This is a genomic window from Flavobacterium lindanitolerans, assembly GCF_002846575.1.
Lineage (GTDB): Bacteria > Bacteroidota > Bacteroidia > Flavobacteriales > Flavobacteriaceae > Flavobacterium > Flavobacterium lindanitolerans.
The window spans coordinates 1,618,325-1,639,932 of sequence record NZ_PJND01000007.1 but is presented as its reverse complement, the minus strand read 5'-3'; the positions used below and the strand labels follow the sequence as shown (position 1 = coordinate 1,639,932).

Sequence of the window (21,608 nt, the reverse complement as noted above, 5' to 3'; positions counted from 1 at the left end):
TTACTCTTCGATTTTTTATATTTGAAGTATATAAAATTGCTATAACCTTATGAATAATATTGCTGAACAACAGACACTAAACACAATACAAAACTATCTTGGAGCACTCGGTCAAAGAGATTTGGAGAAACTGCTTACTTTCTTTCCTGAAAATGTAGATTGGTTTATTCCTGGAAATGAAGATGTGGCTCCCTGGCTCGGAAAGAAAAGCACTAAAACAGAAATTAAAGCTTTTTTCGAATTACTATGGGCAAACACAGAACCTTTGAGTGCCAAGATCGACCCGATCTTTACGGAAGGTAATCTTGCTGTAGTAACAGGCGAATTTTCTTCCCGTATGACGAGGACCGGAAAAATATATGAAACTTTATTTTCGATACATTTCACTATTGAAGATGGCTTAATTGTTCGCTATCGTCTGTTGGAAGACAGTTATGGACTTGTAAATGCTTTGAGTAAATGATTTGGGATTTTTGATTTAAGATTTCAGGTTTCAGGTTTGGGCTAAATATAAATCTCCGATTGCAAATTGTAGTCGGAGATTTTTACTAACTCTATCTTTATATACAATTTTTCTTATTTTTAGCAAATAAAATAGCATTTATAAAATCTCTAAAACAGTAGAAATGAAGAAAGTCTTAGTGTCGATTATTTTGATGATTATCAATTTGCCTCTTTTTGCCCAAGATAACATGGCAGAGGAATTGAAGCTTTTATCAGACAATAATAAATACGACCAAATTATTGAACATGCATCAAAATCTAAAGACTACTCTGCCAAATCTCTATATTATATCGGGCTTGCTTATTATATGAAAGGAGATGATAATAATTGCATGCAATTTATTAATTCTTCAATTCAAAAAGACCCAACTAATGCTGCATCTCATTATATCAAAGCTTCTGCATTAAATTATATGGAACGATATGATGAGGCTATAAAAAGTTTTCAGGCAGCAATTGCTCTAAAACCTGACGATTCCGTTTTTTATAGCGGCCTTGGCGACTCTTATTACAATCTCAAAAAAGACAAATTAGCCCTTGAAAATTATATAAAGGCAACAGAACAAAAAAATTGTATTGATAGGCCATACTCCATGATAGCCCAAATATATTCTGATCAGAAAGAAAACGAAAAGGCATTAGATGCTTTTTATGTTGCAAAATCAAAAATCGCAAAAGACTCGGATTCTTATATAAATACGGTATATAATATTGGCCTATTGGAATCTCTAAAAGGTAATTACGGAAAAGCGGAATTCTCTTTCATAGAGCTTATTCAATTAGTCCCTAATGATTATCATTCTTATGCCAAACTCATTCAAATTTATTATAACAATAAACAATATGGCAAAGCCACCCCTTATAGAAACAAATTATATGAAGCCCATAAAAAAGGTCTATTAAAAGACAATATGGAAGACATGTTTTGCTTTGATCGGTTCAAGTGGAAAGATTATTTAATACAGGTCTTTGAACGATATGAAGACGAAAACAAAGGAAAAATCTACAATAAGCACCTATTTTATGTCATAGATAAGAATAATGAAGTGGTGTTTACGGCACAAACAGAATTCTCTCCTGTCTCTGTTGAATTAGGAGGTGCAAAATATATGCTTTGTGCCAATATTGGTTCTACGCATATTAATTCAGGTTTAGGATTTAACGATGATGTTCCATACGATATTCTTAAGGCTGAGGCCCTCAAACTAATTCAAAAAAACGTGAAATAAAACACCATCATAATCAGACGTACAAACAAAAACAGAAATTAACCACTGACATAAAAAAGTCCTGGAAAACCAACTTCTATCATTATTTGATTATGAAAATAGAAACCCATACTCTAAACGATACCAACATAGCTGAAATAATTTCAAATGATGAAATAATCAAAACTACTGATGACGGATTGGATTTGCTTGGCAACCTATATTATCAAGGTTTTGACAAAATCATAATCTATGAGAAAAACATCACTTCGGCTTTTTTTGACCTGAAAACAGGAATTGCGGGCGAAATACTCCAAAAATTTTCAACCTATCGTGTCCGTCTTGTCATTGTGGGAGATTTCAGCAAATATGAGAGTAAAAGCCTGAAAGATTTTATTTTTGAAAGTAATAAAATGGGACAGATTTATTTTCTCTCTTCTTTATCTGAAGGTTTGGAAAAATTTTCAAAATAAACAATCTTTAACTTAAAAAATAAAAATATGCTAATTGACACGTTTTGGAAATTGCTCCTTAAAACCATAGGATTATGGTTATTATTTAGTTGCATTTCTGTAGTCCCTCAATTTTTTTCAATGATTTCTTCTATCAATGGAAGTATTGATTTTCAAAACTTGCTATTACTTTTAGTAATGTCTTGTACGACCATCATTATTTTGGTAATTATAATACGGCTATTCCTTTTTAAAACAGGCTGGATTATTGAGAAGCTAAAACTCAAAGATAATTTCAAAGAAGAAAGAATAGATATTACAATCAAAAGCACAACTGTCCTAACTATTTCAATAATTATAATAGGCGCATTAATATTGATAGAAAGCCTGCCAAATTTTTGTTCAACCCTAATCACCTTCTTGCAACAGAAAGAACTTTTGAAAGATTATCCGCAAACCGGATGGCTTATTTATCATTTTATAAAAATCATAATTGGTTATCTTCTTCTGACAAATGCAAAGAATTTCACTAAATTTATAGAAAAAGAAAGCCATGAAAATTAAAACCACTTCTATTCGTCCTTTTATCGGGGCCCAAAACTTTGAAATATCCCGTAGCTTTTACAAAGATTTAGGATTTGAAGAAGTCGAACTGTTTCCTAATATGTCCTTTTTCAAAACACAGGAAGGTTTAGGTTTTTACCTGCAGGATGCTTATGTGAAAGACTGGATAGACAATACCATGATTTTTTTAGAAGTAGAAGATGTACAGGACTGTTGGGACAACCTTTTGTCATTAGACCTTACTTCAAAATACAAAAATGCAAAACTCGTTCCTATCCGCAATCACGATTGGGGAAGAGAATGTTTCCTACATGACCCATCGGGCATATTATGGCATTTTGGTGAGTTTTTTAAGTCATAGTTTCATTATAATAATTAAACCATGAAACAATCCGGCTGATAGAAATCATTCTATAGGGGAGTGACCAACAAAGCAATCCATTGAAAACAAAAACCGGAGAGACAGAGTGTGTTATTTTTTTAAATCTGACGAACACATTAGTGCTTTTGCTCAATTATTGACCCGCTAAACACAACCATTCATTAAAATAAACATTAAAACATTTGTGATAGCGAAAAGTTGCATTTAAATTTGCAACCAATTAGTTGCTTCTACTGATTATCAAATAAGACAATATGAGAAGAGATATTTTTCAGGCAATTGCAGATCCTACCAGAAGAGCCATTATCGCCATGATTGCTTTACAGCCCATGACACCTAATGCCCTGGCAGAACATTTTGACACTACACGTCAGGCCGTCTCAAAACATCTGAAAATACTGGCCGAATGCGAATTGGTAAAGCAAGAACATCAGGGTAGGGAAATTTATTACCAACTTGAAATCGACAAGATGAAAGAAATAGACAAATGGCTCGAGCAGTTCAAAAAAATCTGGGAAAGCCGTTTTAGCCAATTGGATGATTTACTGGATGCAATAAAAGAACAATAGTATAGCAATTTCAAAACAAAGGTCATAGCCATAATAAACATATTAAAATGGAAGGCAAAGAAATCTTAAAACAGCATATTGCAAAAACCGCTTCCTTATCAGAAGAGGAGTTTGAACATTTCTTTTCGCATTTTAAAGCCGAATCTTTTAAAAAAGGTGAGGTTGTTATCAATGAAGGTGATGATGTCGAAAAAGAATACTTTGTCCTTTCCGGTTGTCTGAAAACATTTTTTATGAACGACAATATTAAAATGCATATCCTTCAGTTTACCATGCCTACCTGGTGGACATCAGACTACGCCGCTTTATACAACAAAGCCAAGGCCACCATTACTATTGACTGTATTTCAGATGCAGAAGTCCTTTCGATTACTAATGAAGCCAGAGAGAAAATATGTCGTGAATTACACCAGGTCGAATATTTTTTCAGATGGCGAACGAACAAAGGCTATGTTGCGGCACAAAAAAGACTCCTTTCTTTCATGAATAACGATGCCAAAACCCGATATGAGGAACTAATGGCACTCTACCCTGCCCTCTACAATATGGTTCCGAAACATCTGATCGCAGCCTATCTGGGTGTTTCAAGAGAAACCCTCAGCAGGTTGTACAATTCTTCAAAATAGCCTGCTACGGAATGTGACCTATGTCACTCATCCCTCCTAAAATTCCTCCTTTCCTTTGTACTATAAATTAATAAATTATTTAAAGTACAAGACCATGCCTTATGTAAAAATTGAACTAACCCGTGAAGGTGTTACAAGAGAACAGAAACAGCAATTGATTGCCGGAGTGACAAATCTCATTAGCGATATATTAGGCAAAGACCCCAATCTTACTCATATAGTCCTACAGGAAATAGAACTTGACGACTGGGGTTTTGCCGGAGAACAGGTTTCGATTCTCCGCGAAAAAGGTATTACGGCACAAAAAAACAATTCTTAAAATTAATAACAATGAAAACAAAAACAGCAATAATAACAGGCGCATCAACCGGAATCGGAAAATCTATTACAAAGCTATTTTTAGAAAAAGGATACAATGTAGTAATCAACTCTGCTAATGCAAATAATCTTAAAAACGCCCAAAAAGATTTGGGACACGAAGAGCATCTCGTACCGATAGCCGGAGATATAAGCGACATATCAGTAGGACAACAGCTTATCGGAACAGCCGTCAAACATTTTGGTAGCGCAGATGTATTGATAAACAATGCAGGAGTTTTCGAACCGAAGCCTTTTCTGGAAATAGACGAAAAAGATTTGGACCGTTTTTTAGATATCAACCTCAAAGGAACTTTTTTCACAAGTCAGGCTGCCATCAGGCAAATGCTTACTCAGGACGGAGGAGCCATCATCAACATAGGCACCGTATTGGTTGACCATGCCATTGACGGTTTTCCGGCAACCGCCCCAATTTCAAGCAAAGGTGGCATTCATGCACTTACGAAACAGCTTGCTGCTGAATTTGGAAGAAACAACATCCGTATCAATACTATAGCTCCCGGTATTATACGAAGTCCGTTACAGTCAAAAATTGGGGTTGCTGATGCTGATAATCTTGCGGGATTACATCTCCTTAATCGAATTGGCGAAACCCAGGACGTAGCAGAACTGGCCTTATATCTTGCCGAAAGTAATTTTGTAACCGGAGAAACGATTAATCTAGATGGCGGACATGTTGCCGGGCATCGTATTTCTTAATTTACCTCTTAAAACCAAAAAATGAAAACTACAGACGAAAACAGAAAACAGATAACTTCTGTGCTGGAAAATTATTTTAATGGTATTTTTGCAGGAGACATCCATCTGCTCCGAAGCGCTTTCCATCCGATGGCATTTTTATCCGGCGATATAAATGGAGAACCTTATTTCAAAATGCTTGAGCAATATTTGGAAGGTGTAAAAAATCGCAAAAGCCCTAATGAATTGGGTGCCAAATTTGGTATGGAAATCATCTCCATAGAAATTATCAATACGATTGCCGTTGCGAAAACCCACGTTCCTATTTTTGAATACAATTATTACGACCTGCTCAGCCTTTCTTTGATTGACGGAAAATGGGTTATCGTAAACAAACTATTGACACACGTAAAGGAATAAATCATGTGGAATAAAACCAAAATAACAGAATTACTAGGCATCCAATACCCGATATTGCAAGGTCCTATGGGTGGTGGTTTTTCGACTGCAGAACTTCTTGCCACCGTTTCCAATGCAGGCGGATTAGGAAGTTTTGGAGCCTATACCCTATCTCCTGAAGAAATAAGAGAAGCAGGGAAAGCAATCAAAGCTAAAACTAATAAACCTTATAACATTAATTTATGGGTATCAGACGTTGACAAAAGCCTGACTGATTATCCAAAAGAATCTTTAGACAAGGTAAAGGCACTATTTAAGCCTTACTTTGACGAATTGAATATTCCATTGCCGGAATTATCAACAGACATTCCTTTCAAATTTGAAAAACAGGTAGAAGTTTTGTTTGAAATTCGCCCGGCTGTATTTAGTTTTATATTTGGCATACCTTCCCAAGAAATTCTTGCAGAAGCACGCAGGCTGGGCATCAAAACAATAGGTGCAGCAACAACACTCGATGAAGCATTGGCATTAGAAGAAGCCAGAGTTGATGCCATTGTAGCTTCCGGATTTGAGGCCGGAGGTCACCGTCCGTCTTTTCTTAGGCCGGCTCAGGACTCTCAGACCGGACTCTTTACACTTATTCAGCAGCTAAAAGCCAAAACAACTACACCAATCATTGCTGCCGGAGGAATTACAGATGCCAAAGGTATTGCCGCGGCACTGATGCTGGGAGCTGATGCTGTTCAGTTAGGCACTGCCTTTATGGTTACTGACGAATCAGGCGCTACTCCTCTACATAAAGAGGTATTGCTTTCCGGCAGTCCAAAACATACGGTTCTTTCAAAATCACTCACAGGAAGAATGGGCAGAATGGTTGCCAACAAAATAGCTGACGAAGTAAAGTTTGAAACTGAAGTATTGCCATTTCCTTTACAAACCAAATTAATTGCTCCTTTAAGAGCAGCCGCTCTGGCACAAGGAAGAACAGACATGATCAACTTTTGGTCTGGACAAAACACTGCAACTCTAAAACATCATAAAGCTGATGAGTTGATGAAGGATTTAATTACAGAAACTAATAAGTTATTCCAGTATTAAGTAGGTAATCCTATTTATTTTAAATTAAAATATTTTTTTTTATTTTTATAACTATAAACATCTAAAATTTATAAGCCATGAAAAATTCAATAACTAAAAAAAGTTTATTGCTATTCGTTTCTGGAATAGCATTGGTTTTGACAACTTTATTTGCTTCAAATAAAGTAAATAAAATTTCTGACACTAAGTATTTGACCCCTGCTCAATACGAACAGAAATATGGGAAATAATGTTTCAAACAAACAATAGTCAATATCCAAAAACTCTTTGATAACGTTTTAAGAATCTTCTACATAAAAACAGTAATTTAAGAAGCTTGGATAAATAAACATCGTAACAGACTGTCAAAAAAGGCAGTCTGTTTCTTTTTTGGATTTTTTGTTGGGCAATATAATTACTACGGATGATAATCCGTTTTAATTTAGAAATAATAATCCCCACTAGCAATTGCAATTGGGGATTTATTATATTTGGCATGTTTTTAACATAATGAGAAAACAATATCCAATCATATGAAAACCAACAAACTCTCTGAATTAACACTGGAAGAGCTGCACAAACAAAAAAACACACTAAAAAGTGTCCTGATTGCATTCAGTATCATAATGTTTCTGGCCTGTGTCGGACTTCTTTTCATGGGTATGAAGAGTAAAAATTTCGCACTTATTGCCATTATTCCGGGTTGTATACTAACGATGCTTCCAAATTATATTCGCTTTGGCCAACTTAATACAGAAATCAAATCGCGAAACTCCAAATAATAACTTTCCAATAAATCTTTAAAAATGGAAAACAATTGCCTGAACTGCAGCCGTCCTATAACTGAAAATTTTTGCAGCAACTGCGGACAAAAAAAATACAAAAGGATTGACCGTAAATACCTGATTGATGAAGTGCAATATCTGGCCGTACATACCAATAAAGGCTTTTTCTATTCCCTAAAAAATGTTGCTAGAAACCCTGGAAAAACGGCAAAAAAATTTATCGATGGTGATAGGGTTAACCATTACAAACCTATTCTACTGGCGTTTGTATTGAGCGGTATTTCTGCCTTCCTTTCCTTTAAAGTCATCAAGTCAGATGTAATAATGGAAAATTACATGCAACAAATCTATGGGCAACAGAAATTAACCATGCCCGGGATGCATGATGCTATGTCTTTATTGTCGTCCTATAGCTCAATAATCATGTTACTGTTAATTCCGTTGGCTTCGATTGTAACAGCCCTGGTATTCAAAAAATGGGGAGAGAATTATTACGAACATGTAATTATGAACACCTATACTTTGATTTACTATACTATTCTTTCCATTGTTGTTTTCTTTCCAATCTTATACCTGTTAAAGAATACACCAGCAATCTTTGTGACTTTCATGACGCTCTCAACCTTCATTGCTTATCCGTTCATTATGGTATGGTTTTATAAGGAATATTATACACAAAAAAGTATCGGTGATATTATTATTAAAGTATTATTGGCATTAGCGATAGGATTTGTAATTTACATAATGATCATTTTTGGGATAGCGATATGGATGGTTATGAATAATCCGGAAATGTTTATTCCTAAAAAATAATAAACAAGTTTTGCATAAATAAAAAAGCGGGTTTCTTTTAAAAAGAAGCCCGCTTTTTGTTATTGTTTTAAAGTTTCTTAAAAATAATGAGGGCCGGCCCATTCACTACTTGATCCACCATTACAATTTGCTTTAACATAAAAGCCAATCCATTCACAAAATGGGCCATGAAGTATTTCTCCATTATTACCTGTAGTTATTGTATTTGCTCCTGGTGTTTCACCAACAGTACGAATAAGAGAAACTACAAAATTTTGATACGATCCATATTGATGATCCCATCCAATAGATTTTCTTGCATCCGGAGAATCACATAATCCAATAATCGAATTGCTCCTTAAATTGGTTGGTTTTGGACATGGAACAACAGTCCTATAGGTATACTTAATAAAAGGAGTCGCTTCAAACGGACTACAAAACGTCCTTGCATAAAAATCATAATCCTTATCCATTTGGAAATCCGTGATTGTTTTTTGCAAATAAACGGTACTAATTCGGGTTCCTGTGCCTAATGTAAAACCTGCCAAACCATATTCAACTTCATAATGAGAAGGGGCTGAGTCTCTGTATAGAAATTGAAGAATTAATTCATTAGGATTAAACTGAAAGAAATCTAATTCCGTATTACCTGCGCATCTGCTTTGTCTTGTGGTAACATTCGATAGCTTATAAAAAGCGTTGTTTTCAACTCCATCACAAATACCTGTAACATAGATATCATAACTTGTTGAAGGTATTAGTCCTCCTATATCATAAACTGTATTTAAAGTAGTTATTGAAACTCCTGTGCCTTTCGCAAAACCAGCAGGTCCATATTCAATTTTAAACGAACCTGTATTATGACCGGCCTTTATAGTAAGACTTAGACTGGTAGAAGAATATACATTAAAAGAAACATCTATTACCTCGCCACAATTACCAGATTCTCCATCTTCACTGGAACATCCTATAAAAAGGATAAAAATAAATATAGAAATAATACTTGTAATTTTACTACTCATTCGTGCCTGTTAATTAAGTTAATTTATTAAAATTCTGATATGAAAGATAATCATATTATATTCTCCGAAAAAATTAGATGATAAACACTAAACAAAAGAAGAGACTTCCCCAAAAAAAGTCTCTTCTTTGATTCTTTCCCAAAATTTCTTAAAAATAATAAGGACCAGCCCATTCACTGCTATCATTGCCTGTACAATTGGCTCTTACATAAAAAGCCCTCCAATTACAGAACATATTTGAAATAGATATACCGGTTGTAGAAGTAACAAAAGTATTTCCTTCAGCAGGATTATCAGTAGCTCCCTGAACGATAGAAATCGTATAACTTTGTGGCGTACCAGCTAAATAGCTCCATGAAAAAGCTCTGGTTGCGGTACCACTATTACAACTTCCTGAAACAATCCAACTTGACAAATTAGTAGGTTTCGGACATCCATTCATAGTTGTATAGCTGAATTTGACAAAAGGAGTCTTTTCGCCCGATGCACAATAAGAACGTACATAAAAATCGTAGGTTGTTGAAGCCTGGATTCCTGTAAGAGTTTTTGAAGAAGTCCCGAAAGAAGTAGTTGCTTTGGTTCCGGTTCCTAAAGTAAATCCTACCGGTCCATATTCCACTTCGTAATATTCTGCATATCCGCCTGAATAGGTAAATTGAAGGTCAATCTCATTCGGATATAATTGACCAAACTGTACTGAGGTAGTTCCAGTACATTGACTGGCTTGTGTTGTAACACTTGAAAGCTTATAAGGGGTGCTGTTTTCTGTGTCGCTGCAAATTCCGGTAATATAAAAATCATAAGTTGTAGAAGGAACCAGTCCGGTAACTTCTATCTGTGTATTTGAAGTCACTACAGATGTTCCTGTTCCTTGTCTGAATCCGGTAGGACCATATTCTACCTTAAAGGAATTGGCATTAGTACCGCCAGTAAAGTAAAGCGTTACCGCAACCGGAGTAGTAGAAAAAGTAACCGATTCTACTTTTCCGCAATTTGAACCGCCATCATCTCCGCCTGAACATCCCATCAAAAGGACAAATAGAAACAGCGTTGCAAAGGCTGTAATTTTAGTTTTCATTAGTTCGTTTTTTTAGTTAGTTTGTTAAAATGCGCGGCAAGATAGCAACATTTTAATTCTCGTAAAAATATTTTGGCAAGATTCGTAAGCAGGCTATATTTGATAAATTTTTAAATTATTAATTGCTCAGATACAGCGATAACAACAGACAATAAGAATGGCAAACGAAACATTGATACGGGAATTCATGCAACGTATCTGGAACGAAAAAAAATTGGAGGACATCCCTAAATATCTGGCTCCGGAATATACCATTCATCTCGACAATGCAGACCCCTGGGAAGGCAAAACGTTGAAACATGACGAATTTGCAACACGACTGCATCATACCTTTGGCCCATTCCCTGATGTACATTTCGACATCAAGACCGCCATATCAGACGGCAATGTGGTTGCCATCACTTGGATTATGACCGGAACAAATACCGGCCAAATAGGCGAATGGCCGGCAACGAACAGAAAGATAGAAGCACAAGGCATGACGTTTTATCATATCCTAGATGGAAAAATTGCAGGACATACACAGGCCTATGACAGAACGAGCATTATGAAGCAATTGGGATTTATTTGATAATTTAAAACGATACTATCATTTGTATCAGTAGCTAACATATAAACCAAAAGCGTGAAAAAAGAGCATCGCCTGAAAGAACTTACACAAGTTTTTCTAAAATTAGGATTTACAGCCTTTGGAGGTCCTGCGGCCCATATCGCTATGATGCAACAGGAACTTGTAACCAAAAGACGCTGGATGTCTGAACAGCATTTTCTTGATCTGATAGGCGCTACAAATCTGATTCCCGGACCTAACAGTACCGAAATGGCAATTCATATAGGACAAGACAGGGCTGGTTGGAAAGGTTTATTAATAGCAGGACTATGCTTTATACTCCCTGCCGTTAGTATCACTTTATTTTTTGCATGGCTCTATCAGCAATATGGCCAACTTCCGGAAGTACAACCATTCATATACGGAATAAAACCGGCCATAATAGCAGTAATATTGGCTGCCATTTATCCGTTGGCTAAAAAATCTTTAAAAAACCTGCAGTTGTGGGCCATTGGTTTTAGCGTACTATTGCTGTCTTTATACGGAATTAATGAAGTTTTTTTATTGTTCGGAGCCGGAATATTAGCAATGGCAATACACTTTATAAATCAACAGCGAACTGCGGGTTTGTTTATTCCTATCACTTTGTTGCAAATTTCAGATTCTGAAGTTGTGTCTGCTAAAAACCTCAATCTTTTTCTTATTTTTTTAAAGATTGGTGCTATACTTTATGGTAGCGGATATGTATTATTTGCTTTTTTAGATGCAGAACTGGTCGCAACTGGACTGCTCAGCAGGCAACAGCTTATAGACGCCATTGCCGTTGGACAATTCACACCGGGACCTGTTTTTTCCTCGGTTACCTTTATAGGATACCAGATCAACGGGCCGTCAGGCGCACTTATTTCTACTCTGGCTATTTTTATGCCCTCATTTATTTTTGTGGCTTTGCTCCATCCGCTGATGAAAAAAATGCGCAGCTCAAAATTATTGTCCGTATTTTTAGATGCAGTAAATGTAGCCTCTGTAGCCATCATCATTACGGTTTGCTATGAAATGGCAAAAGACAGTATCACAGACTGGAGAACAATCGTTATTGGGATAATCAGTTCGCTTATTGTCTTCAAATTCCGCAAAATCAACAGTGCCTTTGTAGTCATTGGGGGAGGAATTTTGGGGTATTTGCTTTATATAGTTTAAAAGGCAACTTTAACTGATATCTTACTTCTTTTCAATTCCTTTTCAAATAGTTTTTAGATATTTACTTCATGAAGCTATTTAACCCACTCCTTTTTTAATCGTTTTCGGGATTTTAGAAATATTTCTTGTTCTTACAGCAGTAAATTATATTTTCTTTGAAAATAAAGGCGGTATGGGCAGGTGTTGTTGCTATTATATTCGCTTTTAGGTTTTTATATTGATAGTTATTGATCGAATAGCAATTCATATTAAATATATCAACATAAAGTTTTTGTGGATAGTAGAAATAATTATAACTCTTTGTATGGCTGTTTATGTATGTTTGAATGGAATTCCGAATATGTAAAACAAAATTATTATTACTGATTTTGCAACTCTGCGTGAAAATAGTTGCTAGCAAAGGTGCAGAGCCGCAAAACATGGCAAGCTATATGGCTTACATATTAAGAATCTTTTTGGTGTACAGTTTCCGACAATCAATTAATTTAATGTAATTCCACACCTGTCAACTTCCTATATTACAACATTTTAAAAATAATCCCTCATCTTTGTTTTCAAATAATTACACATGAAAACAACAGACCTAAGCCACATAAATCTTTTCGAATTTACCACATCCAACAGCCTACAAAAAAGCCTGAATTATATACTATTCAACTACCTCAACCAAAAAAAATCTAATTCTACCCGATAATTTCCAAACCATTATCGAAGATTTTTATTTTCTTCTTACCTATTTACAAGAACTGGAAGAAAACTCCAATAACTAAGCTTTTTTGATTTTAGACTTTTTGACTTTCGACTAATTTTTTCATAAAAAAAATTTGCGCAAGCAAATGCTTTCGTTTAAATTTGCAATCACATACTTGCATATTAATGATTATGGAAACAAGACGCGACGTATTTCAAGCCATTGCAGACCCAACACGTAGGCAGATTATTGGTATGATAGCCCAAAAGCCACAGAATGTGAATAGCCTTGCAGAAAAATTTGATGTGACACGACAGGCGGTTTCGCTTCATATCAAAATATTGATGGAATGCGGCTTAATAGAAATCAAAAAACAAGGACGCGAACGCATTTGCGAAGCCAGGCTTGATAAGTTGTCAGAAGTTTCAGTCTGGGTTGAGCAATATAAAGCATTTTGGACAAGCCGTTTTGCTGCTTTAGAAAATCATTTGGAAACTTTAAAATCAAAAGATAATGAAGATACAACCACAAGATAAGAGTACTCAAAACGAAGTACACATCACCCATATATTTGATGCCGACAGGAAACTGGTTTTTGATGCTTGGACAGACCCTAAGCAACTTGAAAAATGGTATGCTCCGGTCGGCTGTTCTATTAATTTCGCATCAATAAATGTTCGTGAAAGCGGACAATTCCATTCCTGTATTTACAATCCGGAACATGGCAACTGTTGGTGCAAAGGAACCTATCTCGAAATTACGGTACCGGAAAAAATTGTCTTTACAATGCAAGTCACAGACGAGAATGGCAAAGATGTTAATCCTATTGATATGGGCATGGATACCAATTGGCCAGCCATAACCAAGGTTACGCTTACTTTTGAAGACCTCGATGGAAAGACTAAGCTCACATTACACCAAACCGTTTCGGAATCACTTGCCAAAACAACCGGAGCGTATCCAAGCTGGATTCAGATGTTTAACCGTCTCAACGAAATGTTATGAAAGCAAAAATAATCGGTGTTTTTATTGTTTTATTTCTGCTCTCTTGTAGCAGTAGCAGGCAAACTAAAACCACTCAAAAAACTTCGCTTATGGAAACCCCTTCTAAAAATGGCTATGCCAATGTAAACGGCATTCAAATGTATTATGAAATTTACGGGCAGGGAAAACCGCTTGTCCTGATTCACGGTGGTGGTTCTACCATACAAACCACTTTTGGCAGCATCATTCCGTTGCTCACCCAAAACAGACTATTGATTGGTGTCGAACTGCAAGCACACGGACATACAAGCGACAGAAATGCCGAACTTTCTTTTGAACAGGATGCGGATGATGTAATCGCACTACTCGATTATCTAAAAATCGAAAAAGCAGATTTTTTTGGTTTTAGCAACGGCGGTACTACTGCCCTGCAAATAGCAATCCGTCATCCGGAACGTGTTCGAAAAATAATTGCCGGTTCTGCCCTGTGCAAACGTAATGGTGTGCCATCACAATTTTGGGACTTTATGAAAAATGCCACATTAGACCAAATGCCGCAACTTTATAAAGATGCTTATTTAAAAGCGGCAGAACATCCTGAAAACCTGAAAACCATGGGTGACAAATGCGCCAAAAGAATGGTTGATTTTAAAGACATCAGCAACGAAAAGCTACAATCTATCAAAGTTCCAACGTTGATTGTTGTTGGTGATGCCGATGTCATGACACCAGAACATGCCGTTGAAATGCACCAATTGATTTCAAACAGCCAACTGGCTATTATTCCCGGTGGTCATGGAGAATATATAGGCGAAATCACAACATTAAAACCCGAAACAAAAAGCAAGGAATTTATTGTCCCGTTGCTCGAAAAATTTCTCAATAAAAAAAAACAGGACTAAAAAAGATGTATTCAAGCCCCACAAATGTTGGGCTTTTTTTATTTGTCGTCTGACTATTGTTCTTTACGATTAGTGCATTGGTCGTATCCTTTACCTCATTAAGACTTAAATAAACTGGAAATACAATTCGGCTGAATTCACCCTTGATGTCTTTCCATATTTTATCCTTTAATACTTTTTGTTTGTCTTTCCTGTCAAGAAAAACATCGCTATTGGTTAGCAAACCAACACTTATGTCATTATAACGGTTGGAAGAAACATGTCTGAAATCTGTAATCTCATAATCATAAATGGACTTATTGAAAATCAGCGAAATACTCAAACTTACTATTATCGAATTTTAATTCTCATGTTAAAAATGCAATTTGGACAAAAAAGCAATACTGTCCATTACCATTTATTCTTCCATATTTACCAGTTATCCGGCATCTGTACCACTTATTACTTTACGCTAGGATAATTTAGGATTAATAAAAAACTTTGTTTCAGATTAGCCCAAGTCTACCGCCCCATTATAATAACTAGAAGCTTCAACAAAAACATCATGTTAAGAATTAATTTCCTATCCAGGCTTACACTCATTTTATGTACATACATAACAGTAGTGCCATGCTTTACAGGAAATAAAATTCCTTTTACTCCTAAACAAAAGCAGCCATTAATGCAAAAAGCTGATATAAAGACGAAAACGGACACATTATTGGAGAAACTTGCAAAAGAAGATACCATAATTATACAGCCAAAAGAAACAGATAATTCTAATGCTGAATTGGATATAGCAAATAAAGTCTTACCTGAAAACGTGATTTATTCTCCGCTTTTTGCAGACAGTGGTGCAGCTTTGTAATGATGATACAGAAAAAAAGCTGTTTACAAAAAGGGCTAATGGTTAAAACATTCAGGTTAAATATTTTTAATTAAGGATCATTACTTCGGAATAAAAAATAATCTATTTTTAGCATTTTAAAATAGTAGTAAAAATACTGCAAGCTATTTTTAACCCGTTATAGTTTTTTAAATCGTAGAAGTGGAAAAATATATTTGTTTTAGATTTGATATAGATACGCATATCTGCCTCCAAAAAGGGGTTCCTAATCTTCTTAAGCTATTTGAGAATTATAATGCAAAATGTACTTTTTTTGTAAGTATGGGAAGATCATTCGATCGGTCTTCATTTCTAAAAGAAAAGTTTAAATACGGGTTTTCTAATAAAACAACACAAGGAACTTTTTCAATGTTTAGCAAACTTGGAGTAACCAATAGTATTGTCGCCTTACTGCTCAACCCTAAAATAGGAGCTATACAAAAGAAAATACTCCAAGATATAATAAACCATGGGCATGAACTTGGGCTACATGGAGGGAAAAACCATACACTATGGGAAAAAAACGCTAAAAACTGGAATGAAGAAAAAATCCTTCAGGAAATAGACTACGGACTTGGATATTTCAGACAACACCAACTTCCGCAGCCAATTTCTTTTGCATCACCTTGCTGGCAATCTCCTTTGGGGATAGGCAACGTACTCAGACAAAGAGGCTTTTCAGTTTTAGCGGATGAATATTTCACAGGTAAACAACCAAATCCGGAAGTTTCGGGGCTAATTCATTTTCCTACTAATGTTTTAGGACAACATGGAAACGTTGGATTTGTCGAGAATTTGAGAGCGTTGGGTTATTCATCTGAAGAAATTTTATCTGAATTTGAAAGACAGCTTGACAGCGAAGGAAAATATAAAATGGTATTTGATCATCCGTTTTATATTGGCATCAAAGAGTTCGAAATTCTTTCTAAAATGATAGAAATCAGCATAAAGAAAGGCTATAAAGTAGACAGTTTACACAATATCAGCAAATATATTTAATGAAAATCCTCCATATTTATCGCGAAAAAAACAAAGGGCAGATTGGCGGTGTTGAATACCATATCAAATACTTGGCACAGCAGCAGCAAAAACTAGGACTTATTCCGAGTGTTATGACCTATTCCTTATCGAACAGAGATTATTTGACCGTTGAAAATCGCAATGGTATTGATTGGTACCTGTTGGAAATCAAAGATCCAATTTATAAAATAGCCCAACAGCTTAAAGAATTTGAAAGCGGAGGGCTGGGTTTTACAATTACACCTTTTGATAGAATACGACAAAATCTCAGGATTTCTAAAAAACTAAACCTTATCAAAGATATTCATCCGGATATAATACACCAGCATGACTATCTTTCGAGCGTTCGGTTGAGTAAAAAGGTTTCAAAGAAATTCATGATCATATTTACCAACCATTATGGTGAATACCTATTCCTGAAAAAAACCAAAATAACCCGTTATTTTCAGCAACGTTTTTTAGCTCATTTCAACGCCATTATTGCCCCAAGCCATAACCTCCTGCCTAGCCAGAATAATAGTTATTTTATTCCAAATGGATTTGATACTGATGGTTTTCGGGAAATCGGATCTAAAGAAAAATTAAAATTAAAGACAGTGCAAAAACTGGAAGAAAAAGTAGTATTTCTATGCGCCAGAAGATGGGCCCCAACAAAAGGAGTTTTATATCTAGCAAAAGCACTCAACTTATTGAGTGATGATATAAAGCAGAAATCTGTTTTTTTATTTGCTGGAAATGATGCTGAAGACTTCCCTATATATAGAAAACAAGTTCAGGCTGAATTAGACCAATCAGTTGGTGTTGATTTTAGGCTCTATGGAAATGTAGATCATGACGGATTAATTCCTCTTATAAATATAAGCGATATAGGAGTCATTCCTTCGCTCATGGAAGGAATGAGCCTATTCTCAATCGAACTTATTTCTTGTGGAATACCCGTTTTAGCAACTGATGTGGGAGGACTTCCTGAAATCATCAAAACAAACGAAAATGGTTGGTTAGTACCTCAAAAAAATGCTCAAAAAATAGCCGAGGAAATCACCCGGATAGTCAGTAATTGGCCTGATACAAATTTGCCAATCAAAACCCTCGAATTCAGAAAGAAATATTCGTGGGAAACCATCGCACAACAAACTTTAGAAATTTATAAAAACGTCAACAAACATGAAAGTATTAATCGTCATTGGAACAAGACCAGAAGTAATTAAAACTGTCCCTCTAGCAGTAAAATTACGCGAAATAGAAGGATTTGAAGTAGCAATATGCTCTACAGGTCAACATGCTGAAATAATGGATCAGGCTCTCGCTGTTTTTGGTGTGAAACCTGATTATAACTTAAATGTCATGTCTCCCAATCAAAGTCTTAGCGAATTATCTGCTAAAATCTTAATCGGATTACAAAAACTGATTGTTGAATTTAAGCCTGATCTTATGGTTTCACAAGGAGATACAGCTACTTCGTTTACCACATGTTTGGCCGCTTTTTATGAAAAAGTAAAAGTAATCCATATAGAGGCAGGTTTGAGAACCGGTGACATCTATTCCCCTTTTCCGGAAGAAATGTCTCGTAGAGTAACTGCAATGATTTCAAATATAAATTTTGCGCCTACTGCGAGAGCCGAGCAAAATCTGTTGAATGAAAATATTCCCGAAGAAAACATAGTATTATGCGGCAATACAGGTGTTGATGCCTTATTTTTTATAAAAGACAGGATCAAACAAGATCCTTCTTTAGAAAAGGAAGTACTCCAAAAATTCCCTTTCCTTCAAAAAGACAAAAAGTTAGTAATAGTCACTGCCCATCGCCGTGAAAATCATGGGGAAGGAATTGATAATATATGTAAGGCAATTAAAACTTTGGTAGCTACAGAAAATATTCAGGTATTATTCCCAATACATCACAATCCAAATAGCAAAAAACATATTGAGGATGAACTTGGTAATATTTCAAATGTTTTTCTTGTTGGTCAGATTGATTATTTATCATTTGTATACCTTCTGGATAATTCATATCTTATCATAACTGATTCAGGAGGAATTCAGGAAGAAGCCCCATATTTAGGAAAACCGGTTTTGGTTACCCGCTTTTCTACAGAAAGGCAAGAAGCCGTGGAGATAGGTTCTTCTATTTTAGTAGGACCTGTTCACGATACTATTGTTAATGAGGCTAAAAACCTATTAAACAACCCTGAATATTACGAAAGTAAATGCCTAACAAACAACCCTTTTGGTAATGGAACTGCTGTTGACAAAATAATTGAAGAAATACAAAAGATGAATTTAAAAACGACTAAAGAAAATTCGGTTAACACTTCATTTCCAACGCCTGTTGACTTAGTAGGATAAGACATGGCGAATCGACAATAAGATCAAAGAAAAATGGAAAAAATAAAAGAACTCATCAATCTGCTTTTAGCTGATTTTGACATAGAAAACGAAAACGAAATTTGGGAGAACTTGCAACTGGCTGTCGATAATCCGGAACAATATCTCACAGAAAACGGAGCAGAATGGCTTCTGGAAGGCGACCCTGACGGTGTCATACAGTTTGCCGTTTCTAACGAAATAGGTGAATTTATGATTGTGGGTGATAAAATTGATGAAATCCATGAATTGATTGTCGATGAACTCGATGGTGCACTTCCTCCCTATCCGTATGAAAAAAAGCTGAACACGGCAGATTATATCGAATGGGTTTCAACAGAACTTCAGAAAGAATTTCCGGAACTGGAACTTATTGAAATTGGCGACAGCTATGCCGATACTATACAGCTAATGCTTGTTTACGGAGAAGACGTGCCACGTATCAAAGAATTGTGTGAAGAATTGAACATTCGTTGCAAAAAGGCAGACGAGATATTAAAATTATAGTTTTACAAAATATACATAAAAGAAAAAATGCCACTCTCAAACTATACCCTGGAAAATGTAACCGAACCGGAATATGGCAAAATACTTTCCGTTTGGGAATCGTCTGTAAAAGCCACACACGATTTCCTCAAGGAAGAAGATTTTGAATTTTATAAAAACCTGGTTCCTCAGTATTTCAGTGCTGTCACATTAATAGGCCTTAAAGATGAAAATGGCCAGATTCTTGGTTTTATGGGTACTGCTGACGGCAATCTGGAAATGCTATTCGTTTGTGCAGAGGCTCGAGGTCAGGGAATTGGCAAAATATTGCTAACACATGCTTTAGAAAATCTTAGTATTACCAAAGTAGACGTTAACCAGGACAATGAACAGGCAGTAGGTTTTTATGAAAAGTTCGGGTTTCATACTGTGGCTTCGTCTGAAGTGGACGGCTGTGGAAAGCCCTATCCTATTTTACATATGATGCTGGCAAAAGATAAAAGATAAAAACTTTTTCTTTAAAATTTATATCTCTTTTAGCAAATATTTTCATACATTCATCGTTGTAGAGTTAATGCTTTAACCCTAAACTTAAAACGTATGAAAAACACCTGGAAATTTTTAGGAGCAGCCGTGCTCGTTTCTATCTTGTCGTTTACGACACCAGAAAGCAAAAAGCGAATCGTCATTGATGCCGGACATGGAGGGCAAGACATAGGCGCTACCCATGGATTTTATTCCGAAAAACAAATTGTTTCCAATATCGCCAAACAGATAGCTTCTCAAAACAGGAATACTGAAATAGAGATTATTCTAACCCGGGACAATGACGAGTTTAGCTCATTGCAGGAAAGAACTGAAAAAATCAACAAACTACAACCTGATTTGGTAATTTCTTTACACGTAAATAAAAACACCAACGAAGAAGCTAATGGAATAGAAGCTTACGTAAGCGAGCAAAACGAACGGTTTGAAGCTTCAAAAGCCCATGCAGAAGAACTGATTTCTGTACTTTCTGACAACAAGCTAAGAAGCAGAGGCGTAAAAATCGCACCAATGTATTTACTAAAAAATACCAAAAGCCCGGCTGTTGTGTTGGAATTGGGGTTTCTGTCGAATGCCAATGACAGAAGCTACCTGAGCAGCAATAGCGGACAAAAAGAAATAGCCCAAAAAATATTGGAATATCTTGCCCGATAAAAAATGATAAATAAAACCTAAAATCCTCTCACTTCCCACTGTGAGAGGATTTTTAATTTATATTTGAAATAAAAAACATGAAAAAAATAGTGTGTCTGGCTCTGTTTTTATTGATTTCTGTCAAGAGTTTTTCTCAGAATATGGCTTCATTAAAAGCAAATGCTCAGAAATTCTATGATTATACCGTCAGCCACCAATACGAACAGATGATGGATATGATCTATCCGAAATTATATGATATAGCTCCAAAAGAAGCCCTGCTTGAATCTCTAAAAAAACCTTTTGAGGCCAATCAAGGATTTAAAATCAAGATGGTAGATGCACCTGCTAATTTTACTTTTGGAGACATCAAAAAGATTGGTGACCAGTTTTTTTCTGTAATCAACCATGACAACACCATGCAGATTATTTGGGATGAGGCAATACCCAATCTGGAAATTCAGGAATATATTGATATGTTCAAAAAAGCAATGAAGACTGAAAATGTATCTTATGATCCGACAAACAAGACCATGAACATTAAGACCGGGGCTAAAATGATTGCCATATCAGACAATCTCACCAAAAAAGAATGGAAATACCTGATTTATAACGAGCAGATTTTTACCCAACTATTTGAAGGAAAAATAAAAACCGAACTGGGATTATAAGATAATTTCCTCTTTTGTCCGGTTCAAATAATAGTAATTAAAACTGTACAACTATGGCAAAGAGTCACGACGTTAAGAAAAATGTAAAGAAAGAGCCTGCAAAAACTGCTAAAGAAAAAAAGGCTGAAAAAAGAGACAAAAAAAATAACCCAAAAAGAGATTAATGAAAAAATCCCCACGTA

31 protein-coding genes are annotated in these 21,608 nt (G+C 35.6%); 28 read left to right on the top strand and 3 right to left on the bottom strand.

Annotation, left to right across the window (positions count from 1 at the left end; translation table 11 throughout):
• The first annotated feature begins 49 nt into the window (after positions 1 to 49).
• From B0G92_RS07125 to B0G92_RS07065, 14 genes are all read left to right on the top strand, one after another.
• The gene (locus B0G92_RS07125; protein WP_101471593.1) at positions 50 to 463 is read left to right on the top strand and encodes a nuclear transport factor 2 family protein; all 414 of its coding nucleotides are present in this window, start codon (positions 50 to 52) and stop codon (positions 461 to 463) included.
• Positions 464 to 626: 163 nt separating this feature from the next.
• Complete coding sequence (locus tag B0G92_RS07120) at positions 627 to 1,733, top strand: tetratricopeptide repeat protein (RefSeq protein ID WP_101471592.1); 1,107 nt, start codon at positions 627 to 629, stop codon at positions 1,731 to 1,733.
• Between the two features lie 92 nt (positions 1,734 to 1,825).
• Positions 1,826 to 2,185, top strand: coding sequence for a DUF4180 domain-containing protein (locus B0G92_RS07115; protein WP_101471591.1), 360 nt, complete (start codon positions 1,826 to 1,828; stop codon positions 2,183 to 2,185).
• 120 nt (positions 2,186 to 2,305) lie between these two features.
• Complete coding sequence (locus B0G92_RS07110; protein ID WP_101471590.1) at positions 2,306 to 2,728, top strand: hypothetical protein; 423 nt, start codon at positions 2,306 to 2,308, stop codon at positions 2,726 to 2,728.
• Positions 2,718 to 3,089, top strand: coding sequence for a VOC family protein (locus B0G92_RS07105; protein ID WP_101471589.1), 372 nt, complete (start codon positions 2,718 to 2,720; stop codon positions 3,087 to 3,089). The genes B0G92_RS07110 and B0G92_RS07105 overlap by 11 nt, the downstream gene beginning before the upstream one ends.
• 275 nt (positions 3,090 to 3,364) lie before the next feature.
• On the top strand, positions 3,365 to 3,679 hold the full coding sequence (locus tag B0G92_RS07100; protein ID WP_101471588.1) for an ArsR/SmtB family transcription factor: 315 nt from the start codon (positions 3,365 to 3,367) through the stop codon (positions 3,677 to 3,679).
• A gap of 47 nt (positions 3,680 to 3,726) precedes the next feature.
• The gene (locus tag B0G92_RS07095; protein ID WP_101471587.1) at positions 3,727 to 4,305 is read left to right on the top strand and encodes a Crp/Fnr family transcriptional regulator; all 579 of its coding nucleotides are present in this window, start codon (positions 3,727 to 3,729) and stop codon (positions 4,303 to 4,305) included.
• A gap of 94 nt (positions 4,306 to 4,399) precedes the next feature.
• A complete protein-coding gene (locus B0G92_RS07090; protein ID WP_101471586.1) occupies positions 4,400 to 4,624 on the top strand; it encodes a tautomerase family protein in 225 nt (74 codons plus the stop codon).
• Positions 4,625 to 4,635: 11 nt separating this feature from the next.
• Complete coding sequence (locus tag B0G92_RS07085) at positions 4,636 to 5,382, top strand: SDR family NAD(P)-dependent oxidoreductase (protein ID WP_101471585.1); 747 nt, start codon at positions 4,636 to 4,638, stop codon at positions 5,380 to 5,382.
• 21 nt (positions 5,383 to 5,403) lie between these two features.
• A complete protein-coding gene (locus B0G92_RS07080) occupies positions 5,404 to 5,781 on the top strand; it encodes a nuclear transport factor 2 family protein (protein WP_101471584.1) in 378 nt (125 codons plus the stop codon).
• 3 nt (positions 5,782 to 5,784) lie between these two features.
• Positions 5,785 to 6,858 carry an NAD(P)H-dependent flavin oxidoreductase gene (locus tag B0G92_RS07075; RefSeq protein WP_101471583.1) on the top strand — a complete coding sequence of 358 codons (1,074 nt, stop codon included), beginning with the start codon at positions 5,785 to 5,787 and terminating at the stop codon, positions 6,856 to 6,858.
• A gap of 77 nt (positions 6,859 to 6,935) precedes the next feature.
• On the top strand, positions 6,936 to 7,088 hold the full coding sequence (locus tag B0G92_RS16655; RefSeq protein ID WP_180326412.1) for a hypothetical protein: 153 nt from the start codon (positions 6,936 to 6,938) through the stop codon (positions 7,086 to 7,088).
• 282 nt (positions 7,089 to 7,370) lie between these two features.
• Complete coding sequence (locus B0G92_RS07070) at positions 7,371 to 7,619, top strand: hypothetical protein (RefSeq protein ID WP_101471582.1); 249 nt, start codon at positions 7,371 to 7,373, stop codon at positions 7,617 to 7,619.
• 24 nt (positions 7,620 to 7,643) lie between these two features.
• Positions 7,644 to 8,435, top strand: a complete 792-nt coding sequence (locus tag B0G92_RS07065; RefSeq protein ID WP_101471581.1) for a DUF3667 domain-containing protein — start codon at positions 7,644 to 7,646, stop codon at positions 8,433 to 8,435.
• Between the two features lie 77 nt (positions 8,436 to 8,512).
• Here B0G92_RS07065 and B0G92_RS07060 read toward each other — a convergent pair whose 3' ends face one another.
• A complete protein-coding gene (locus B0G92_RS07060; RefSeq protein ID WP_101471580.1) occupies positions 8,513 to 9,436 on the bottom strand; it encodes a fibronectin type III domain-containing protein in 924 nt (307 codons plus the stop codon).
• Positions 9,437 to 9,584: 148 nt separating this feature from the next.
• Positions 9,585 to 10,514, bottom strand: a complete 930-nt coding sequence (locus tag B0G92_RS07055; protein WP_101471579.1) for a hypothetical protein — start codon at positions 10,512 to 10,514, stop codon at positions 9,585 to 9,587.
• Positions 10,515 to 10,671: 157 nt separating this feature from the next.
• On the opposite strand from B0G92_RS07055, the gene B0G92_RS07050 reads away from it, so the two are divergent.
• The 6 genes from B0G92_RS07050 (at position 10,672) to B0G92_RS07030 (ending at position 14,841) form a co-directional block, all read left to right on the top strand.
• Positions 10,672 to 11,085 carry an ester cyclase gene (locus B0G92_RS07050; RefSeq protein WP_101471578.1) on the top strand — a complete coding sequence of 138 codons (414 nt, stop codon included), beginning with the start codon at positions 10,672 to 10,674 and terminating at the stop codon, positions 11,083 to 11,085.
• Between the two features lie 54 nt (positions 11,086 to 11,139).
• Entirely contained in the window at positions 11,140 to 12,264 is a 1,125-nt protein-coding gene (chrA, locus tag B0G92_RS07045; RefSeq protein ID WP_101471577.1) for a chromate efflux transporter, read from the top strand.
• Between the two features lie 568 nt (positions 12,265 to 12,832).
• Positions 12,833 to 12,958 carry a hypothetical protein gene (locus tag B0G92_RS16840; RefSeq protein ID WP_259462835.1) on the top strand — a complete coding sequence of 42 codons (126 nt, stop codon included), beginning with the start codon at positions 12,833 to 12,835 and terminating at the stop codon, positions 12,956 to 12,958.
• Positions 12,959 to 13,146: 188 nt separating this feature from the next.
• A complete protein-coding gene (locus B0G92_RS07040; RefSeq protein ID WP_101472046.1) occupies positions 13,147 to 13,491 on the top strand; it encodes an ArsR/SmtB family transcription factor in 345 nt (114 codons plus the stop codon).
• Positions 13,469 to 13,960 (top strand): SRPBCC family protein, encoded by a 492-nt coding sequence (locus B0G92_RS07035; protein ID WP_101471576.1) that lies wholly within the window; start codon positions 13,469 to 13,471, stop codon positions 13,958 to 13,960. The genes B0G92_RS07040 and B0G92_RS07035 overlap by 23 nt, the downstream gene beginning before the upstream one ends.
• A gap of 89 nt (positions 13,961 to 14,049) precedes the next feature.
• Positions 14,050 to 14,841 carry an alpha/beta fold hydrolase gene (locus B0G92_RS07030; RefSeq protein ID WP_218971847.1) on the top strand — a complete coding sequence of 264 codons (792 nt, stop codon included), beginning with the start codon at positions 14,050 to 14,052 and terminating at the stop codon, positions 14,839 to 14,841.
• Here B0G92_RS07030 and B0G92_RS07025 read toward each other — a convergent pair.
• The gene (locus B0G92_RS07025; protein WP_101471574.1) at positions 14,819 to 15,163 is read right to left on the bottom strand and encodes a hypothetical protein; all 345 of its coding nucleotides are present in this window, start codon (positions 15,161 to 15,163) and stop codon (positions 14,819 to 14,821) included. The genes B0G92_RS07030 and B0G92_RS07025 overlap by 23 nt on opposite strands.
• A gap of 222 nt (positions 15,164 to 15,385) precedes the next feature.
• Here B0G92_RS07025 and B0G92_RS07020 point away from each other — a divergent pair, with 222 nt between their 5' ends.
• The 8 genes from B0G92_RS07020 to B0G92_RS06985 all read left to right on the top strand — a co-directional run bounded on the left by B0G92_RS07020 (position 15,386) and on the right by B0G92_RS06985 (position 21,426).
• Entirely contained in the window at positions 15,386 to 15,688 is a 303-nt protein-coding gene (locus tag B0G92_RS07020) for a hypothetical protein (protein ID WP_143395001.1), read from the top strand.
• Between the two features lie 180 nt (positions 15,689 to 15,868).
• On the top strand, positions 15,869 to 16,705 hold the full coding sequence (locus tag B0G92_RS07015) for a polysaccharide deacetylase family protein (RefSeq protein ID WP_180326411.1): 837 nt from the start codon (positions 15,869 to 15,871) through the stop codon (positions 16,703 to 16,705).
• Positions 16,705 to 17,934, top strand: a complete 1,230-nt coding sequence (locus B0G92_RS07010) for a glycosyltransferase family 4 protein (RefSeq protein ID WP_101471571.1) — start codon at positions 16,705 to 16,707, stop codon at positions 17,932 to 17,934. Before B0G92_RS07015 ends, B0G92_RS07010 begins: the two co-directional genes overlap by 1 nt.
• Positions 17,891 to 19,072: a non-hydrolyzing UDP-N-acetylglucosamine 2-epimerase gene (gene wecB / locus B0G92_RS07005; protein WP_101471570.1), complete on the top strand. Its 1,182-nt coding sequence runs from the start codon at positions 17,891 to 17,893 to the stop codon at positions 19,070 to 19,072. The genes B0G92_RS07010 and wecB overlap by 44 nt, the downstream gene beginning before the upstream one ends.
• A gap of 33 nt (positions 19,073 to 19,105) precedes the next feature.
• The gene (locus tag B0G92_RS07000) at positions 19,106 to 19,597 is read left to right on the top strand and encodes a hypothetical protein (protein WP_101471569.1); all 492 of its coding nucleotides are present in this window, start codon (positions 19,106 to 19,108) and stop codon (positions 19,595 to 19,597) included.
• Between the two features lie 27 nt (positions 19,598 to 19,624).
• Positions 19,625 to 20,083 (top strand): GNAT family N-acetyltransferase, encoded by a 459-nt coding sequence (locus B0G92_RS06995; protein ID WP_101471568.1) that lies wholly within the window; start codon positions 19,625 to 19,627, stop codon positions 20,081 to 20,083.
• 93 nt (positions 20,084 to 20,176) lie between these two features.
• The gene (locus B0G92_RS06990) at positions 20,177 to 20,776 is read left to right on the top strand and encodes an N-acetylmuramoyl-L-alanine amidase family protein (RefSeq protein ID WP_101471567.1); all 600 of its coding nucleotides are present in this window, start codon (positions 20,177 to 20,179) and stop codon (positions 20,774 to 20,776) included.
• Positions 20,777 to 20,853: 77 nt separating this feature from the next.
• Complete coding sequence (locus B0G92_RS06985) at positions 20,854 to 21,426, top strand: hypothetical protein (protein ID WP_101471566.1); 573 nt, start codon at positions 20,854 to 20,856, stop codon at positions 21,424 to 21,426.
• The last annotated feature ends 182 nt before the right edge of the window (positions 21,427 to 21,608 follow it).

Bases quoted from the DNA above. Each gene is read 5' to 3' on its own strand.
- B0G92_RS07055 (WP_101471579.1), bottom strand. From the start codon at position 10,514: ATGAAAACTAAAATTACAGCCTTTGCAACGCTGTTTCTATTTGTCCTT.
- B0G92_RS07075 (WP_101471583.1), top strand. From the start codon at position 5,785: ATGTGGAATAAAACCAAAATAACAGAATTACTAGGCATCCAATACCCG.
- B0G92_RS07090 (WP_101471586.1), top strand. From the start codon at position 4,400: ATGCCTTATGTAAAAATTGAACTAACCCGTGAAGGTGTTACAAGAGAA.
- B0G92_RS07125 (WP_101471593.1), top strand. From the start codon at position 50: ATGAATAATATTGCTGAACAACAGACACTAAACACAATACAAAACTAT.
- B0G92_RS07010 (WP_101471571.1), top strand. From the start codon at position 16,705: ATGAAAATCCTCCATATTTATCGCGAAAAAAACAAAGGGCAGATTGGC.
- B0G92_RS07100 (WP_101471588.1), top strand. From the start codon at position 3,365: ATGAGAAGAGATATTTTTCAGGCAATTGCAGATCCTACCAGAAGAGCC.
- B0G92_RS07080 (WP_101471584.1), top strand. From the start codon at position 5,404: ATGAAAACTACAGACGAAAACAGAAAACAGATAACTTCTGTGCTGGAA.
- B0G92_RS07070 (WP_101471582.1), top strand. From the start codon at position 7,371: ATGAAAACCAACAAACTCTCTGAATTAACACTGGAAGAGCTGCACAAA.
- B0G92_RS16840 (WP_259462835.1), top strand. From the start codon at position 12,833: ATGAAAACAACAGACCTAAGCCACATAAATCTTTTCGAATTTACCACA.
- B0G92_RS07065 (WP_101471581.1), top strand. From the start codon at position 7,644: ATGGAAAACAATTGCCTGAACTGCAGCCGTCCTATAACTGAAAATTTT.
- B0G92_RS07040 (WP_101472046.1), top strand. From the start codon at position 13,147: ATGGAAACAAGACGCGACGTATTTCAAGCCATTGCAGACCCAACACGT.
- B0G92_RS06990 (WP_101471567.1), top strand. From the start codon at position 20,177: ATGAAAAACACCTGGAAATTTTTAGGAGCAGCCGTGCTCGTTTCTATC.
- B0G92_RS07060 (WP_101471580.1), bottom strand. From the start codon at position 9,436: ATGAGTAGTAAAATTACAAGTATTATTTCTATATTTATTTTTATCCTT.
- B0G92_RS16655 (WP_180326412.1), top strand. From the start codon at position 6,936: ATGAAAAATTCAATAACTAAAAAAAGTTTATTGCTATTCGTTTCTGGA.
- B0G92_RS07000 (WP_101471569.1), top strand. From the start codon at position 19,106: ATGGAAAAAATAAAAGAACTCATCAATCTGCTTTTAGCTGATTTTGAC.
- B0G92_RS06985 (WP_101471566.1), top strand. From the start codon at position 20,854: ATGAAAAAAATAGTGTGTCTGGCTCTGTTTTTATTGATTTCTGTCAAG.
- B0G92_RS07095 (WP_101471587.1), top strand. From the start codon at position 3,727: ATGGAAGGCAAAGAAATCTTAAAACAGCATATTGCAAAAACCGCTTCC.
- B0G92_RS07105 (WP_101471589.1), top strand. From the start codon at position 2,718: ATGAAAATTAAAACCACTTCTATTCGTCCTTTTATCGGGGCCCAAAAC.
- B0G92_RS07085 (WP_101471585.1), top strand. From the start codon at position 4,636: ATGAAAACAAAAACAGCAATAATAACAGGCGCATCAACCGGAATCGGA.
- B0G92_RS07030 (WP_218971847.1), top strand. From the start codon at position 14,050: ATGGAAACCCCTTCTAAAAATGGCTATGCCAATGTAAACGGCATTCAA.
- B0G92_RS07035 (WP_101471576.1), top strand. From the start codon at position 13,469: ATGAAGATACAACCACAAGATAAGAGTACTCAAAACGAAGTACACATC.
- B0G92_RS07110 (WP_101471590.1), top strand. From the start codon at position 2,306: ATGATTTCTTCTATCAATGGAAGTATTGATTTTCAAAACTTGCTATTA.
- B0G92_RS06995 (WP_101471568.1), top strand. From the start codon at position 19,625: ATGCCACTCTCAAACTATACCCTGGAAAATGTAACCGAACCGGAATAT.
- B0G92_RS07050 (WP_101471578.1), top strand. From the start codon at position 10,672: ATGGCAAACGAAACATTGATACGGGAATTCATGCAACGTATCTGGAAC.
- B0G92_RS07120 (WP_101471592.1), top strand. From the start codon at position 627: ATGAAGAAAGTCTTAGTGTCGATTATTTTGATGATTATCAATTTGCCT.
- B0G92_RS07020 (WP_143395001.1), top strand. From the start codon at position 15,386: ATGTTAAGAATTAATTTCCTATCCAGGCTTACACTCATTTTATGTACA.
- B0G92_RS07115 (WP_101471591.1), top strand. From the start codon at position 1,826: ATGAAAATAGAAACCCATACTCTAAACGATACCAACATAGCTGAAATA.
- wecB (WP_101471570.1), top strand. From the start codon at position 17,891: ATGAAAGTATTAATCGTCATTGGAACAAGACCAGAAGTAATTAAAACT.